This window comes from Rhizobium sullae, from assembly GCF_025200715.1.
Lineage (GTDB): Bacteria > Pseudomonadota > Alphaproteobacteria > Rhizobiales > Rhizobiaceae > Rhizobium > Rhizobium sullae.
This window is the reverse complement of record NZ_CP104143.1, coordinates 3015142-3032216: the sequence shown is the minus strand read 5'-3', so window position 1 is coordinate 3032216 and position 17075 is coordinate 3015142. Positions and strand designations below refer to the sequence as shown.

Here is a 17075-nt window from a genome sequence, read left to right as displayed (position 1 = left end):
GTAGGGCCAATGGCTACCACCACCGCTACAGCAGGAGCCATTCCGGGCGCTGGTGCCGAAGAGCGAATGGACCCGCGCAAGCTCATCGCGTTCTTTGCGATGGTGCTTGGCATGTTCATGTCGATCCTCGACATCCAGATCGTCTCTGCATCGCTCGCGGAAATTCAGGCCGGCCTTTCCGCCGGCTCGGATGAGATCGGCTGGGTGCAGACGTCCTACCTGATTGCGGAAGTCATCATGATTCCGCTGTCGGGCACTCTCGCGCGCATCATCTCGACACGCTACCTTTTCGCGATCTCAGCTGCCGGCTTCACGCTGTCGAGCGTGCTCTGCGCAACGGCAACGAACATCGACCAGATGATAGTCTACCGGGCCATCCAGGGCTTTATCGGTGGCGGCATGATCCCATCGGTCTTTGCGGCAGCCTTCACCATCTTCCCGCCGTCGAAGCGCAGCATCGTCTCGCCGATCATCGGCCTGATCGCCACGCTTGCGCCGACGATCGGCCCGACCGTCGGCGGTTATCTCAGTCACGCCTTCTCGTGGCACTGGCTGTTTCTCGTCAACGTCATTCCCGGCATTGTGGTGGCGACCGTCACCTGGAATTTCATCGATTTCGACAAACCGGAACTGTCGCTCTTCAGGAAATTCGACTGGTGGGGGCTCCTCTCCATGGGCATCTTCCTCGGCGCACTGGAATACGTGCTGGAGGAAGGCAGTTCGAACGACTGGTTCAACGATGACTATATCGTCGCCGGTGCTGTGGCTTCCGCGGCAGGCGCGATCATCTTCTTCTATCGCGCCTTCACCGTGGACTTTCCCGTCGTCGACCTCAGGGCCTTTACCAACAGGAATTTCTCCTTCGGTTCCGTGTTCTCATTCGTCATGGGGATCGGGCTATACGGCCTCACCTATATCTACCCGGTCTATCTGGGGCGCATCCGCGGCTACGATTCGCTGATGATCGGCGAGACCATGTTCGTGTCTGGGCTTGCGATGTTCCTCACCGCACCGATCGCTGGCCGGTTGTCGACAAAGATGGACCTGCGCCTGATGATGGCAATCGGCTTTACCAGCTTCGCGGCCGGTACCTTCATCATGACACATCTGACGGATGACTGGGACTTCTACGAGCTCCTCATCCCGCAGATCCTGCGCGGCTTCGGGTTGATGATGTGCATGGTGCCAATCAACAACATCGCGCTCGGCACGATGCCGCCTTCACGTATCCGTGGTGCGTCCGGACTGTTCAACCTGACTCGTAACCTCGGCGGGGCTGTCGGCCTTGCGGTGATCAATACGGTGCTGACCAATCGGCAGGACGTGCACTATGAGCGCCTGCGCGAAAACATTGACTGGGGAAATCCGGCCGCGGTCGACCAGATCAACAACCTGACTGCCAACTTCAATTCCTATGGCATGGACGGGGCGTCGGTTGCCATCAAGCAGATGGTCGGGCTTGCCACCAAACAGGCGATCATCCTCTCCTTCAGTGACGTATTCCTGATCCTGACCGTACTTTTCATGGCCATGATCCTCGGCGTCGTGATGATCAAGAAGCCGGCACCTCAGGGCGGTGGCGGCGGAGGCCACTGAGCGTTCAAAGACATGAAATTACGGCCGGCTTGGAAGAACCAATGCCGGCCTTTTTATGTGCGTTTGGCAACTGCCAAAAAATTTGATTTACGTACATCAGATTTGGAGTTAATGGTTTCATCAGGAGGAGCGATGAGGCCTACAGTTCATGATATTGCCGCTGCGGCAGGGGTCAGTCTCGCGACCGTCGATCGCGTGCTGAACCAGCGCCCCGGTGTCCGCCGCATCACGCGCGAGAAGGTGGAAACGGCAATCCGCCAGATCGGTTATGTCCGCGATGTCGCTGCCGCCAATCTTGCCAAGGGCCGCACTTATCCGCTGGGTTTTATCCTGCCTGCCTCCGACAATTCCTTCATGCACGGCCTCAACGCCGAAATCCGCGAAGCGATGATCCGCTCGCCGGCCGAGAGGACAAGCATCAGGACGGTTGAAGTTGCCGCCTTCGATCCCGCTGCTTTGGTCGCGGCACTCGAAAAACTTGCCGATGAACGTCCGGCCGGGATCGCGCTCGTCGCCATCGATGCACCGGAAGTGGTCGCCGCGGTCGACAAGCTGGTAGCCGTCGGCATTCCTGTCGTCACGCTGGTTTCGGACCTCACAGGATCCCGCCGACATCACTATGCGGGTATCGACAATATCGCCGCCGGAAGAACCGCAGCGCGTCTTCTCGGACGCTTTCTTGGCGATGCCGAGGGCGAGGTGGCAGTGCTTGCGGGTTCCATGCTGGTGCGCGACCATCGCGAGCGGCTGGAAGGCTTCGCCGCGTTGATGGCGCAGGAATTTCCAAAGCTTTCCGTCCTGCCGGTCCTCGAAGGCCGCGACGATCCCGAACTGGCGCATATGCTGGTCGCCGATGCCTTGGCCAAGCACGAGCGGGTGATTGGCGTCTACAGCTTGGGCGCCGGCAACCGTGGCCTTATCAGAGCGCTGAAGGCGAAAGCATCATGCCGCAATTTGACGGTCGTTGCCCATGAGTTGACCGTCCATACACGCGCGGCCCTCATCGACGGCACGATCGATGCAATCCTCAATCAGAACGCCGGCCACGAGGTGCGCAGTGCAATCCGTGTTCTTAAAGCAAAGGCCGACGGGCTTGCCGTCATCGATGCGCAAGAGCGCATCCGCCTCGACATATTCCTGAAAGACAATCTGCCGTAACGGCAAGGAGAATGACATGTATCTGGGTCTCGATCTCGGAACCTCGGGCGTCAAGGCGATGCTCATCGACGGCAATCAGAAGATCATCGGTTCGGCGAATGGTTCGCTTGAGGTTTCGCGTCCGCATTCCGGCTGGTCGGAACAAGAACCGTCGCATTGGATTCGTGCGACGGAGGAGGCAGTAGCGGGCCTGAAGGGCAAACATCCGAAGGAATTTGCGGCCGTCAAGGGTGTTGGCCTTTCCGGCCAGATGCACGGCGCGACGCTGCTCGACGCCGATGACAAGGTGCTTCGTCCCTGCATTCTCTGGAACGATACGCGTTCTCACGTTGAGGCTGCCGCGCTGGATGCGGATCCGAGGTTCCGTAGGCTCACCGGTAACATCGTCTTTCCCGGCTTCACCGCGCCGAAGCTTGCCTGGATCGCCAAAAATGAGCCGGAAGTCTTCGCCAAGGTACGCTGGGTGCTGCTGCCGAAGGACTATTTGCGGCTCTGGCTGACCGGTGAGCACATGTCGGAAATGTCGGACTCGGCAGGCACGTCATGGCTCGACACTGGCAAGCGCAAATGGTCGCCGGAGCTTCTGGCCGCGACGGGTCTCGACGAGAACCAGATGCCTAAGCTGGTCGAAGGGACTGAGCAGGCCGGCAAACTACGCGGCGAACTTGCCGCCAAGTGGGGCATTGCGGGCGATGTCGTCGTTGCCGGCGGGGCAGGGGACAATGCGGCATCTGCCTGCGGCATGGGCACGGTCAGTCATGGGGCGGCGTTCGTCTCGCTCGGCACCTCCGGCGTTCTCTTCGCGGCGAATTCCGCCTATCTGCCGAAGCCAGAGAGTGCGGTCCATGCCTTCTGCCACGCATTGCCGAACACCTGGCATCAGATGGGCGTCATTCTCTCGGCCACCGATGCTTTGAACTGGCATTCGAACGTCACCGGCAAATCCGCCGCAGACCTCACGAACGAACTCGGCGAGGCGCTGAAGGCACCATCCGGCGTCACCTTTCTTCCTTATCTTTCAGGCGAGCGCACGCCGCACAATGATGCCGTCATACGCGGCGCCTTCATCGGCCTTGAGCATGAAAGCAGCCGGGTGGTGCTGACGCAGGCGGTGCTCGAAGGCGTGTCCTTCGCCATCCGCGACAATCTTGAAGCCCTGCGTTCGGCAGGCACGGATATTTCCCGCGTTACCGCCATCGGTGGCGGTTCACGCTCGCGCTACTGGCTGGCGTCGATCGCAACGGCGCTTGGCGTCCCGGTAGACCTGCCGGCGGACGGCGATTTCGGCGCGGCCTTCGGTGCCGCCCGCCTCGGCCTGATCGCGGCCACACGTGCCGATCCGGTTGCCGTATGCACGCCGCCAAAGACGGCAGGAACGATCGAGCCGGTCGCGGCTTTGAGCGGTACGTATGAGGATGCCTACAGACGCTACCGGGCGCTTTATCCGGCGATCAAGTCGCTGGTGCATTAGTTCGGATAGCCCCCTCACACTACCCTCTCCCCGAGGGGAGAGGGGGAGCCTCGCAGAACCGGCTTCGAAAGAGGCGCGATGTTGCAGCGGGTCTCTTCTCCCAACTGGGAGAAGGTGCCGGCAGGCGGACGAGGGGGCCGTCTGGCAGAACAACAATTTGAAACCCAAGGAGACAAAACCATGAGCACCGGATTTTTCGGCGACATCCAGAAAGTGAAATATGAAGGGCCGGATAGCACCAATCCGCTGGCCTTCCGCCACTACCAGCCCGACGAAATTGTCATGGGCAAGCGCATGGAAGACCATCTGCGCTTCGCGGTTGCCTACTGGCACACTTTCACCTGGCCGGGTGGCGACCCCTTCGGCGGCCAGACCTTCCTGCGTCCGTGGTTCGAAGACACGATGAAGGCTGCGAAGCTAAAGGCCGACGTCGCTTTCGAATTCTTCCAACTGCTCGGAACGCCGTTCTATTGCTTCCATGACGCCGACGTGCGTCCGGAAGGCAAGAACTTTGCGGAGAACACGAAGAACCTCAACGAGATCGTCGACTACTTCGCCGAGAAGCAGGTGGCGTCCGGCGTCAAGCTGCTCTGGGGCACAGCGAATCTCTTCTCCAACCGCCGCTTCATGTCCGGGGCTGCGACCAATCCGGATCCGGATGTCTTTGCATTTTCGGCTGCGACGGTGAAGACCTGCATGGATGCGACGCAGAAGCTCGGCGGCGAAAACTACGTTCTATGGGGCGGCCGCGAAGGCTATGAGACGCTGCTGAACACTGATCTCAAGCGCGAACTCGACCAGCTCGGCCGCTTCCTCAACCTCGTCGTCGAATACAAGCACAAGATCGGCTTCAAGGGCACGATCCTCATCGAGCCGAAGCCGCAGGAGCCGACCAAGCACCAGTACGACTACGATGTTGCGACGGTTTACGGCTTCCTGAAGAAGAACGGCCTCGAAAACGAAGTGAAGGTCAACATCGAGCAGGGCCATGCGATCCTCGCCGGCCATTCCTTCGAGCACGAGCTGGCGCTTGCCAACGCGCTCGGCATCTTCGGCTCGATCGACATGAACCGCAACGATTACCAGTCCGGCTGGGATACTGACCAGTTCCCGAACAACGTTCCGGAAATGGCGCTCGCCTACTACCACGTCCTGGCAGGCGGCGGCTTCAAGACCGGCGGCACGAACTTCGACTCCAAGCTCCGCCGCCAGTCGCTCGATCCGGAAGACTTGCTGATCGGCCACATCGGCGGCATGGATTGCTGCGCCCGCGGTCTCAAGGCGGCGGCCAAAATGATCGAGGACAAGGCTCTCTCCAAGCCGCTCGAAGACCGTTACGCCGGCTGGAACACCGCCGAAGGCCAAAAGCTGCTGCGCGGCGAATACTCGCTGGAGCAGATCGCCGGTTGGGTCGAGAGCAAAGACATCAATCCGCAACCGAAGTCCGGAAAGCAGGAACTGCTGGAAAACGTCGTCAACCGCTACGTTTGAGCGATGCGGCCGGCGGCAGCTTTCATTGGCTGCCGCCGCCATCTGTCCTACTTCCACGTCCAGTTGCGCGAGGGCGCGGAGACCGAGTTGCGGACCACCAGATCGGGTCTGAGCAGGATTTCGGTCTCGGCTGGCTGGCCGTCTGACAGGAGTTCGAGCAGGAGCGCCATGGCATGCTTGCCGATGGCTGTGCGTGGCTGGCGGATCGTCGTCAGCGATGGCGATATGAAGACCGCCTGCGGCACGTCGTCGAAGCCGGTCACGGAAAAATCCCGTGGAATATCGTAGCCGCGCGCACCGAGGCCTATCATCACGCCGATCGCTGTCTGATCGTTGACGCACATGAAGGCCGTCGGCAGGGTATCGCGCATGAAAAGTTGTTCGACCGCCAGTCGTCCGCTTTCGATCGTGCCGTCACCTTCGAAGACAATTCGAAGATCGGCACCGATGCCTGCGGCATCCAGTCCCGCGTCATAACCCATGCGCCGTCGGCTATAGGCCAGGCGGGTGCGCGAATCGCCGATGAAGGCGATCTTCTGGTGGCCCTCAGCAATCAGCAGATCAACTGCCTTGCGGGCTCCGGCGGTATCGTCGACGCCGACATAGGGAATACCACCGTTGAAGACCGGCTCGAATACGCCAACGCTGGGCGGCAGGCGCGCCGTCATCGTCTGATGGCCGAAGGGCAGGATGCCGGTGAAGAGGATCAGCCCGGCCGCTTGGTTGGAATTCAGGAATTTCAGATATTCGAGGCCGCGTTGCGCATCATTCTGCGTATGGCCGATAAGGATGCCGTAGCCATGTGCGCGCGCCTCATTCTCCAGTCCGATCAAGATGTTGGAGAAATTCGGATCGCCGATGTCAGGCGCGACGACAAGAATCATGTTCGAGCGCCCGAGCCGCAGGCTGCGCGCCATCGCATTCGTTGTGTAGCCGGTGATGGCGATTGCCTGATTGACTTTGAGGCGCGTCGAGTTCGCGACTTTCTCAGGCATATGGATTGCGCGGGAGACCGTTGCAATCGAAACCTCGGCAATTCGGGCGACATCTTCGATTGTTGCGGGGCTGGAATTCGACACTGCGCTCTGCCTTGGGTCTCGTCTTGACCCGGGACACTACACAGACTTCCCCGAAGGTCAAAGGCGACGCTGAAAAATTGCCGTGTAGGCTATGATGTAAACCTTTACATGGGCAATGTAAAGGTTTACACAATCCGTCAGCGGACGGGAGCCGTATGGAGGGAATAATGGGTCCGGAGACCGTCGACGACGGCGCGGTGGTGCTGTCCGCAAGGCGAATTAGCAAGTCGTTCAGCGGCGTGCAGGTCCTTTTCAGCGTCAATTTCGATCTTCGCGCCGGCGAAATCCATGCGCTGATGGGCGAAAACGGTGCCGGCAAATCCACCCTCGTCAAGATCCTTTCCGGTTTCGAAGAGCCAAGCTCCGGCGAAATCCTGCTCGACGGCAAGCCGGTGAAGCTGCCGCCCAATGGTGCCGCCGAAGCGCTCGGCATCGTCATCATCCATCAGGAATTCAATCTCGCCGAACATCTGACCGTCACCGAGAGCCTGTTTCTCGGCCGCGAGGTCACGCGTTTGGGCGTCCTCGACCGCAAGTATATGCGTGCTGAAGCGCGGCGTGTCCTCGATCTTCTCGGCTCGCATGTCGACGTGAATGCGCAGATCAGCACGCTCTCGATCGCAGACAAGCAGATGGTGGAGATCGCCAAGGCGATCAGCCGCAATGCGCGGATCGTGTTCATGGACGAGCCGACCGCCGTGCTCTCTCGCGAGGAGATCAACAGCCTGTTCAAACAGGTGCGCAAGCTTCGCGACAAGGGAACGAGTTTCGTTTTCGTTTCCCACAAGCTTGACGAAGTCATGGAGCTGACGGACCGGGTCACCGTGCTGCGCGATGGCCAATGGGTGAAGACCTCGCCCACCTCCATCCTAGACGGTGAATCGATCGCCCAATTGATGGTCGGGCGCGAACTCTCCAGCCTATATCCTGCCAAGCATGAGCCCAATGTCGACGAAGTGATTGTTCTCAGCGTCAAGTCCGTATCGACCCACTATGTCCGTGATGCGAGTTTCGAGGTCCGGAGGGGCGAGATCTTCGGCTTTTCCGGCTTGATTGGCTCCGGCCGCACCGAGCTTATGGAGGCGATCATGGGTCTGCGCTCGCGCTCGGCTGGCGAAGTCACGGTCAACGGGCAGTCCGTGCCCGCGCACGATGTTCATGCCGCAAACCGCGCGGGCTTGGCCTATATGACCAAGGACCGCAAATCTAAGGGACTGCTTCTCAATTCCGGCATGATCGCCAATCTTACGCTGCAATCCTTGGACAAGCATGGCCGGTTTGGCTATCTGAGCGCCGCGAGTGAAGCCTCTGCGATGGCGAGAGCGCGCCGCCGCTTCGACATTCGTGTCAGGGACGGCAACATCGTTGCCGGCCGCATGTCCGGTGGCAACCAGCAGAAATTGCTTCTGGCCAAAGTCATGGAGATCGAGCCGCAGATCATCATCATAGACGAGCCGACCCGCGGCATCGATGTCGGCACCAAGCAGCAGATCTACCATTTCATTTCGGCTCTGGCCCGTGATGGCCATTCGATCATCGTGGTCTCTTCGGAGATGCCGGAGGTGATCGGACTTTGCACGCGTATTGCCGTGATGCGCGAAGGGCGGGTCGTTGGCATTCTGGAGGGTGATGAAATCTCCGAACAGGAAATCATGCGCTACGCGGCGGGATTGAAAAAGAAGATTGCTGCCTGACCAGGTGAAATATCCGGTCGAGGCGTAGCGGGCGAATTCCCAGGGGCAATGGGACGGGAGGTTGGTTTTGAGCATGAGTGCAAGTGAGGAAAGCAGCGAAAAAGAAAGTCGGCGCCGATTGTGGCGCGATGTCGATCTTCGGGCGGTCGCGCCCTTTGCGGCATTGGCTTTGCTTCTCGTGGTTGGCGCGCTGGTCAATCCGAATTTCATCGGCATCACGAACCTTGCAAACGTCGCGACGAGAAGCGCTTTCATTGCCATCATCGCGGTCGGCGCGACCTTCGTGATCTCTGCGGGCGACCTGGACCTTTCCGTGGGGTCGATGGTCGCTTTCGTCGCCAGCCTGATGATCCTGTTCATGAATTCCGGAGCGATCGCCGATCCGGCGCTGATGCTGACGGCTGCTGTCGTGCTTACGATTGTGATCGGCGCGTCATGCGGGCTCGCGAACGGTCTCATCACCACCGTCGGCAAGATCGAGCCTTTCATCGCGACGCTTGGCACCATGGGCGTCTATCGCGGCTTGACCACCTGGCTTTCGCAGGGCGGGGCCATCACGCTGCGCGAGCCTGAACTGCAGACGCTCTACCGTCCGGCCTATTTTGGCTCCATCCTCGGCGTGCCGGTTCCGATCGCCGTGATCCTTGCCGTCACCGGCGTTGCAGCCTTCGTCCTCTACCGCACCCGCTATGGGCGGCATGTCGTGGCGGTCGGCTCCAGCAGCGATGTGGCGCGTTATTCCGGCATCGCCGTCAACCGTGTGCGTACCATCGCCTTCGTCATCCAGGGCCTGTGCGTAGCCATCGCCGTGCTTCTCTACGTGCCGCGGCTTGGCTCGACATCGGCGACGACCGGCATCCTCTGGGAGTTGCAGGCGATCACCGCCGTGGTGGTCGGCGGCACGGCGCTCAAGGGTGGCGCGGGCCGGGTCTGGGGCACGATCTGCGGCGCCTTCATTCTCGAACTCGTCGGCAACATCATGCTGCTTTCGAATTTTATCAGCGAATACCTGATCGGTGCCATCCAGGGGGCGATCATCATCATCGCCATGCTGGTTCAGCGGTCGCTGGTGCGCAAACCGTGAATAGCCGGGTTTATGGGTCGCCCGGTCCTCGATCGATAGGCCCAGTCATTATTTGGGAGAGAGAAAAATGCGTAAACGAATTATGGGGCTGGCCGTCGCCGCCATGGCGGTCCTCACGGGCGTCTCGTACGCCCAGGACAAGAAGGTAACGATCGGCGTTTCAATTCCAGCAGCCGACCATGGCTGGACTGCTGGCGTCGTGTTTCATGCGGAACGCGTGGCCAAGTTGCTGATGGCCGAGCATCCAGGCCTCAACGTTATCGTCAAGACCTCGCCGGATGCTGCAAGCCAGGCAAACGCCGTGCAGGATCTTGCCACGCAGGGCATCGACGCGCTGGTCATCCTGCCGTCGGATCCGGATCCGCTCGTCAACGCCATTAAGGAAATCAAGGACGCCGGCAAGTTCGTGGCGCTCGTTGACCGTGCGCCGAGCAACAACGACGATTCCGTTCGTGACCTCTACGTTGCCGGCAATAACCCGGCGCTCGGCGAAGTTGCCGGCAAGTACATCAAGGAAAACACGCCGGATGCGGAGGTCGTCGTCATCCGCGGCCTGCCGATCCCGATCGACCAGCAGCGCCAAGACGGCTTCGACAAGGGCATCGCCGGTTCGAACGTTAAGGTTCTTGATCGCCAGTACGGCAACTGGAACCGCGACGACGCCTTCAAGGTCATGCAGGACTATCTGACGAAGTATCAGAAGATCGACGTCGTATGGTGCCAGGACGACGACATGGCAGTCGGCGTGCTGCAGGCCATCGAGCAGGCCAAGCGTACGGACATACAGTATGTCATCGCCGGCGCCGGCTCTAAGGACATGGTCAAGAAGGTCATGGATGGCGACAAGCTGATCCCGGTCGACGTTCTTTATCCGCCGGCAATGGTCGGCACGGCGATGGAAATGACGGCTGCGAATTTCTACGATCAGGTCCCTGTCCGCGGCACCTACATTCTCGACGCAACGCTCGTTACCAAGGATAACGCCAAGGATTTCTACTTCCCGGATTCTCCGTTCTAATCATCCGACTGCAATGCGCCCATTCGCAAGGACGGGCGCATTTTCTTTGTTTGCGCACACGCTGCGGCAAAGATTGCTGCACGTACCTCTTGCAGCCTCCGGGCAGGCATGATTAGTTCGCTTCGGTTTGACTTTCGGCTTTTCAGGTACATCTGCTGCAAGAAGCGTGGAGGCGCCTTGCACCCGCCAGAACGCGTGTTGGAAGTTATCATAAACGTTTACGGTCGATCATCAGGGAGGATTCTGACATGAAGACGATCAAAGGGCCTGGCCTGTTCCTCGGGCAGTTTGCGGGCGACGCCGCGCCTTTCAACTCATGGGATTCAATCACCAAATGGGCGGCTGATGTCGGCTACAAGGGCGTGCAGGTTCCGACGTGGGCTGGTCAGCTGATCGATCTGAAGAAGGCTGCCAGCTCCAAGGATTATTGCGACGAATTCGCCGGCAAGGCGCGCGAGAATGGTGTCGAGGTCACCGAGCTTTCGACCCATCTCCAGGGTCAGCTGGTAGCCGTGCATCCGGCCTATGACGAGGCCTTCGACGGCTTTGCCGCACCGGAAGTGCGCGGCAATCCGAAGGCGCGGCAGGAATGGGCAGTCGAGCAGGTGAAGATGGCGCTGACGGCCTCCAAGCATCTCGGTATCAAGGCGCATGCCACCTTTTCCGGCGCGCTTGCCTGGCCCTTCATCTATCCGTGGCCGCAGCGTCCAGCCGGTCTTGTCGAAACGGCCTTCGATGAGCTTGCCCGCCGCTGGAAGCCGATCCTCGACCATGCCGATGCCCAAGGCGTCGATGTCTGCTATGAGATCCATCCGGGCGAAGACCTGCATGACGGTGTGACCTATGAGATGTTCCTGGAGCGCGTCGGCAATCATCCGCGCGCCAACATGCTCTACGACCCGTCGCACTATGTCCTGCAGTGCCTCGATTATCTGGACAACATCGATATCTACAAGGACCGCATCAAGATGTTCCACGTCAAGGATGCGGAGTTCAATCCGACCGGGCGTCAGGGCGTCTATGGCGGTTACCAAGGCTGGGTCGAACGTGCCGGCCGCTTCCGCTCGCTCGGCGACGGCCAGGTGGATTTCGGCGCCGTCTTCTCGAAAATGACCGCCAACAATTTCGACGGCTGGGCCGTTGTCGAATGGGAATGCGCGCTGAAGCATCCGGAAGACGGTGCGCGTGAAGGCGCCGATTTCGTCAAGGCACACATTATCCGCGTCACCGAGAAGGCCTTCGACGATTTTGCCGGCAGCGGCACGGACCAAGCGGCGAACCGCCGCATGCTCGGGCTCTGAGCCTTGCTTTTTTCTTCTCCCCGCTGGGGAGAAGGTGTCCGAAGGACGGATGAGGAGTGGAGCGACGTCCTGAGCAAACAGCGAAAACTGCGTCCCCTGCCGCTCATCCGGCTACCGCCATCTTCTCCCCCGCCGGGAGAGAAGGGAATCGCGGCACCGTCGGTGAACACTCATTTCTTTGGAGGAACGAATGGCAATTGAAGGATCAACGGAACAGGCGCGCGAGCCGCGCATCCGCCTCGGCATGGTCGGCGGCGGGGCGGGCGCCTTCATCGGCGCCGTGCATCGGATAGCGGCCCGCATCGACGACCAGTACGAACTCATCGCAGGTGCGCTGTCGTCGACACCGGAAAAGGCGACCGCATCGGGCCGCGACCTCGGGCTCGATCCGTCGCGCACTTACGCGAGCTACCGGGAAATGGCGATCCGCGAGGCGAAGCTGAAGAACGGCATCGAGGCGGTCTCGATCGTCACGCCGAACCATGTTCACTACGATGCCGCCAAGGAATTCCTGCGCCGGGGCATCCACGTCATCTGCGACAAACCGCTGACCTCCAACCTCGCCGATGCAAAGAAGCTGAAGAAGGTCGCCGACGAGAGTGGCGCGCTGTTCATCCTGACGCACAACTACACCGGCTATCCGATGGTCCGCCAGGCGCGCGAGATGATTGCCAATGGCGAACTCGGTGACATCCGCATCGTGCAGGCCGAATATCCGCAGGACTGGCTGACCGAACCTGTCGAGCAGACCGGCGCCAAGCAGGCCGTCTGGCGCACCGACCCGGCGCAGTCGGGTGCGGGCGGTTCGACCGGCGATATCGGCACGCATGCCTATAACCTTGCCTCCTTCATCACCGGCCTCGAACTGGATAGCCTCGCTGCCGATCTCGATAGTTTCGTCGAAGGCCGCCGCCTGGACGACAATGCTCACGTGCTTTTGCGCTTTAAGGCAAAAGGCAAGGAGAAGCCGGCCAAGGGCATGCTCTGGTGCAGTCAGGTGGCGCCCGGCCATGAAAACGGCCTGAAGATCCGCGTCTACGGCACCAAGGGCGGCTTCGAGTGGGTGCAGGCGGATCCGAACTACTTGTGGTACACGCCGTTCGGCCAGCCGAAGCGGCTGATCACCCGCAACGGCGCGGGTTCAGGTGCCGCCGCTGCTCGCGTCTCACGCATTCCGTCCGGTCATCCGGAAGGCTACCTCGAAGCCTTCGCGACGATCTACACGGAGGCGGCGCACGCCATCAATGCGCACAAGAAGGGCAAAGCGGTCGACAAGGCCGTGGTTTATCCAACTGTCGATGACGGCGTGAAGGGGGTTGCCTTCGTCGAGGCCTGCGTTGCTTCATCGAAGCGGAATGGCGCTTGGGTGAAGGTCTGATGGCCAAGTTTCTGGACTAACCTCTCATCCGGGTGCCGCCACCTTGTCGTCGCTCGCGGGGAGGGATATGCCGCGCCGTTTCAGCAGAACGTGCTGTGAGTGAGGCACGTTCCCTCGCCCCGTTTACGGGGAGAGGGCCAGGGTGAGGGGTGGACCCCATACCGCTAGGTCCGGTATCCGTCTGCAACGTTACAGTTTTGACATTTCCACTCTGTACAACGCCGGTTCACTTGGCTAAACCGCCGCTCGAACGACCAGTCCATCACCAGGGGGTCAAATGATCGATCCTAAGACACTCGCCGCCCGTTTTCCGGGCGATTTCACCTTTGGCGTCGCGACGGCTGCCTTTCAGATCGAAGGCGCTTCCAAGGCTGATGGCCGCAAGCCGTCGATCTGGGATGCCTTCTGCAACATGCCGGGTCGTGTCTATAACCGCCACAATGGCGACGTCGCGTGCGATCATTACAACCGGCTCGAACAGGACCTTGACCTGATCAAGGAGATGGGCGTCGAGGCCTATCGCTTCTCGATCGCCTGGCCGCGCATCATTCCGGATGGCACCGGGCCTGTGAACGAAGCCGGACTCGATTTTTACGATCGTCTCATCGACGGTTGCAAGGCGCGCGGCATCAAGACCTTTGCAACACTTTTTCACTGGGATTTGCCGCTCACGCTCATGGGCGACGGCGGCTGGACGGCGCGTTCCACGGCCTATGCCTATCAGCGCTACGCGAAGACCGTCATGGCGCGTTTTGGTGACCGCCTCGACAGCGTCGCGACCTTCAACGAACCATGGTGCATCGTGTGGCTCAGCCACCTCTACGGCGTCCACGCCCCGGGCGAGCGCAACATGCAGGCAGCGCTTCACGCCATGCACTACATGAACCTTGCGCACGGACTTGGAGTCGAGGCGATCCGTGCCGAGGCGCCGAAGGTGCCGGTCGGCCTAGTGCTGAACGCAATGTCCGTCATGCCGGGATCGCAAAGCGAGGCGGATTTCGCCGCCGGCGAGCGCGCGCATCAGTTCCACAATGGTGCTTTTTTCGATCCCGTCTTCAAGGGAGATTATCCGAAGGAGTTCGTGGAATCGCTCAGTGATCGCATGCCCATCATCGAAGATGGAGATTTGAAGATCATCAGCCAGAAGCTCGATTGGTGGGGGCTCAACTACTACACACCGCTGCGTGTTGCCGACGACCCGGCGAAGAACGGCGATTTCCCCTGGACGGTCGAAGCGCCGCGTGTGAGCGATGTGAAGACGGATATCGGTTGGGAAGTCTATGCGCCCGGTCTCAAGCACGTCGTCGAAGACCTCTATCGTCGCTACGAACTGCCGGAATGCTACATCACGGAGAACGGTGCCTGCTACAACATGGGTGTGGTCAACGGCGAGGTCGATGACCAGCCGCGTCTCGACTACTACAGTGATCACCTTGCTGTCGTCGCCGATCTCATCAAGGACGGCTACGCGATGCGCGGCTATTTCGCCTGGAGCCTGATGGACAATTTCGAATGGGCGGAGGGCTACAAGATGCGTTTCGGCCTCGTCCACGTCGATTACGACACCCAGGTCCGCACCGTGAAGAAGAGCGGCAAATGGTACCGGGAGCTGGCAAGCCAGTTTCCCAAGGGTAACCATAAGGTCGCTTGAATTCCGAAGGCCGGAGGAGGATCGTACGGCCGGCTCGACTTCATTGTTGTCGGTCGTTCGCTCCTTTTGTCGCTCACCCCATCGCCGCGCTGACGCTCCGGCACTTCTCCCCACCAGGGAGGAGAAACAAGCGGCGCGCTTCGTGATTCAGACAATTGGACAATGAGTGGTTTTTTGCTGCTCTAGCCGATTCAAAGAAAAAATCTCTCTGTCAATCGCGACTGGAACTCCGCCATAAACATTACATCCCAGCGTATGGCAGCCATGCGCAGATCAAATTGAATATTCCGGTTGTGCGATGATAAAGACTGCCTCTCTGTTCCGAATGCGTTGCCGAATGCCGGCCTGACCAGACGCGCCGCGTCCTCAGCCATTCAGCGACTGCGGACCTTTTTGAACATCGAGAGCATCCATGCATTCCGACTCTTCCAACGCGGCAAATGCCGCAAATACCGTCCTCTTCGAAGGCATATCGAAACGCTTCGGCGCCGAGGACAAATCGTTTACCGCGCTTGATGCAATCGATTTTGCCGTCGCGCGCGGCTCCATTACCGGCATCATCGGCCGTTCCGGCGCCGGCAAGTCGACACTGATCCGTCTTGTCAACGGCTTGGAACGTCCGACAAGCGGCAAGGTCATCGTCGATGGCGTCAACGTTTCCGATCTGGACGAGGCCGGCCTGCGCGCCCTCCGCCGTTCGGTCGGCATGATCTTCCAGCATTTCAACCTGCTGTCTTCGCGCACGGCCTTCGGCAATGTGGCGCTGCCCCTGGAAATCGCCGGTTACGACAAGGAAGCCATTCGCGGACGCGTCGAGCCGCTGCTCGATCTCGTCGGACTTTCCGATAAGCGCGACCGCTATCCGGCAGAACTTTCCGGCGGCCAGAAGCAGCGCGTCGGCATTGCCCGCGCGCTCGCCACGCAGCCGAAGCTCCTGCTTTCCGATGAAGCGACCTCCGCGCTCGATCCAGAGACCACCCAGTCGATCCTCGAGCTCTTGAAGCGCATCAATGCGGAGTTTGGGCTAACGGTGCTTCTGATCACCCACGAGATGGAGGTCGTCAAAGCCATCACCAGCGACGTCGCCGTCATCGACGAGGGTATCATCGTCGAGCGCGGCCACACTTTCGATGTCTTTACTCGGCCGCAACATCCGACGACGCGCGCATTGCTGGCCGGCCTGCCGGGCTCGAAGCTTCCTGCAGCGCTCGCATTCACCTTGCGGCCGCAAAAGACAGCGGGTGGGCGCGTTGCCGTGCGCATCACCTTTTTCGGTCGGACGGCAGAACAGCCGCTGATCTCGCGGCTTATCCAGACGCTGGGTTCGGATATCAACATCATCGCCGGAACCGTCGACGAGATCGGTGGCGAACCCTATGGCTCCCTCATCATCGCCTATGCAGCGGACGATGCCACTATCGCGAATGCGGACAAATTCTTCGAGGCGAACGGTCTCGTTGCGGAGGTGCTCGGCTATGTCTCCTGATCTCCTGCTTCTCATTGGCAAGGCAACGCTCGATACGCTGCGCATGGTGGCGATCGCGGGCTTCATCGGCTCCCTTATCGGGCTGCCGATCGGCGTGTTCCTGGCGACCAGCGGTCGCGGCGAGCTCTTTCCGGCGCCTTCCGTGAACCGGATCGTTGGATTGATCGTCAACGCGACACGCTCGACGCCATTCATCATCCTCGTTGTCGCAATCATTCCTTTCACACGCCTCGTCACCGGCACGTCGATCGGCACCAAGGCGGCGATCGTGCCGCTGACGATCGCAACCATCCCGTTCTTTGCGCGGCTCGTCGAAGCCGCCATTCGCGACGTAGACAAGGGTCTGATCGAAGCCGCCCGCGCCATGGGTGCGACCCCGATGCAGATCGTACGCAAGGTGCTTCTTGCCGAAGCGCGTCCGGCGCTGACGCTGGCGCTCACAATGACGCTGGTCAGCCTCATCGGCTACTCGGCGATGGTCGGCGCGGTGGGCGGAGGCGGGCTCGGCGATCTCGGCATCCGTTACGGCTACCAGCGCTTCATGCCGGATGTGATGCTGGTCGTCGTCATCGTCTTGATCCTGCTCGTCCAGGCCGTGCAGAGCGCCGGCGATGCGCTCGCGCGCCGCTTTGACAAGCGATCCCGCAAGAATTGATCGAATTGCCCAT

At 60.3% G+C, this 17075-nt stretch carries 13 protein-coding genes; 12 read left to right on the top strand and 1 reads right to left on the bottom strand.

The genetic code is table 11. From position 1 onward, the window contains the following. Positions 1 to 9: 9 nt before the first annotated feature. From N2599_RS15315 to xylA, 4 genes are all read left to right on the top strand, one after another. Positions 10 to 1596, top strand: coding sequence for a DHA2 family efflux MFS transporter permease subunit (locus tag N2599_RS15315; RefSeq protein WP_027507934.1), 1587 nt, complete (start codon positions 10 to 12; stop codon positions 1594 to 1596). A 132-nt stretch (positions 1597 to 1728) separates the two neighbouring features. Further along, positions 1729 to 2754, top strand: coding sequence for a LacI family DNA-binding transcriptional regulator (locus tag N2599_RS15310; protein WP_027507935.1), 1026 nt, complete (start codon positions 1729 to 1731; stop codon positions 2752 to 2754). 16 nt (positions 2755 to 2770) lie between these two features. Then, positions 2771 to 4225, top strand: coding sequence for a xylulokinase (gene xylB, locus N2599_RS15305; protein WP_027507936.1), 1455 nt, complete (start codon positions 2771 to 2773; stop codon positions 4223 to 4225). 180 nt (positions 4226 to 4405) lie between these two features. After that, positions 4406 to 5716: a xylose isomerase gene (xylA, locus tag N2599_RS15300; RefSeq protein ID WP_027507937.1), complete on the top strand. Its 1311-nt coding sequence runs from the start codon at positions 4406 to 4408 to the stop codon at positions 5714 to 5716. A gap of 47 nt (positions 5717 to 5763) precedes the next feature. On the opposite strand, the gene N2599_RS15295 is transcribed toward xylA, so the two are convergent. Then, entirely contained in the window at positions 5764 to 6795 is a 1032-nt protein-coding gene (locus tag N2599_RS15295; RefSeq protein ID WP_027507938.1) for a LacI family DNA-binding transcriptional regulator, read from the bottom strand. Positions 6796 to 6962: 167 nt separating this feature from the next. Here N2599_RS15295 and N2599_RS15290 point away from each other — a divergent pair, with 167 nt between their 5' ends. The 8 genes from N2599_RS15290 (at position 6963) to N2599_RS15255 (ending at position 17062) form a co-directional block, all read left to right on the top strand. Beyond that, a complete protein-coding gene (locus tag N2599_RS15290) occupies positions 6963 to 8489 on the top strand; it encodes a sugar ABC transporter ATP-binding protein (RefSeq protein WP_027507939.1) in 1527 nt (508 codons plus the stop codon). A 73-nt stretch (positions 8490 to 8562) separates the two neighbouring features. Next, positions 8563 to 9573, top strand: coding sequence for an ABC transporter permease (locus N2599_RS15285; protein ID WP_027507940.1), 1011 nt, complete (start codon positions 8563 to 8565; stop codon positions 9571 to 9573). Positions 9574 to 9640: 67 nt separating this feature from the next. Then, complete coding sequence (locus tag N2599_RS15280) at positions 9641 to 10591, top strand: substrate-binding domain-containing protein (RefSeq protein ID WP_027507941.1); 951 nt, start codon at positions 9641 to 9643, stop codon at positions 10589 to 10591. 248 nt (positions 10592 to 10839) lie between these two features. Next, a complete protein-coding gene (locus N2599_RS15275) occupies positions 10840 to 11892 on the top strand; it encodes a sugar phosphate isomerase/epimerase family protein (RefSeq protein WP_027507942.1) in 1053 nt (350 codons plus the stop codon). 190 nt (positions 11893 to 12082) lie between these two features. Further along, positions 12083 to 13270 (top strand): Gfo/Idh/MocA family protein, encoded by a 1188-nt coding sequence (locus tag N2599_RS15270; RefSeq protein ID WP_027507943.1) that lies wholly within the window; start codon positions 12083 to 12085, stop codon positions 13268 to 13270. A 277-nt stretch (positions 13271 to 13547) separates the two neighbouring features. Next, positions 13548 to 14921 (top strand): GH1 family beta-glucosidase, encoded by a 1374-nt coding sequence (locus N2599_RS15265; RefSeq protein ID WP_027507944.1) that lies wholly within the window; start codon positions 13548 to 13550, stop codon positions 14919 to 14921. Between the two features lie 412 nt (positions 14922 to 15333). Next, the gene (locus tag N2599_RS15260) at positions 15334 to 16407 is read left to right on the top strand and encodes a methionine ABC transporter ATP-binding protein (RefSeq protein WP_027507946.1); all 1074 of its coding nucleotides are present in this window, start codon (positions 15334 to 15336) and stop codon (positions 16405 to 16407) included. After that, complete coding sequence (locus N2599_RS15255; RefSeq protein ID WP_027507947.1) at positions 16397 to 17062, top strand: methionine ABC transporter permease; 666 nt, start codon at positions 16397 to 16399, stop codon at positions 17060 to 17062. The genes N2599_RS15260 and N2599_RS15255 overlap by 11 nt, the downstream gene beginning before the upstream one ends. Positions 17063 to 17075: the final 13 nt, after the last annotated feature.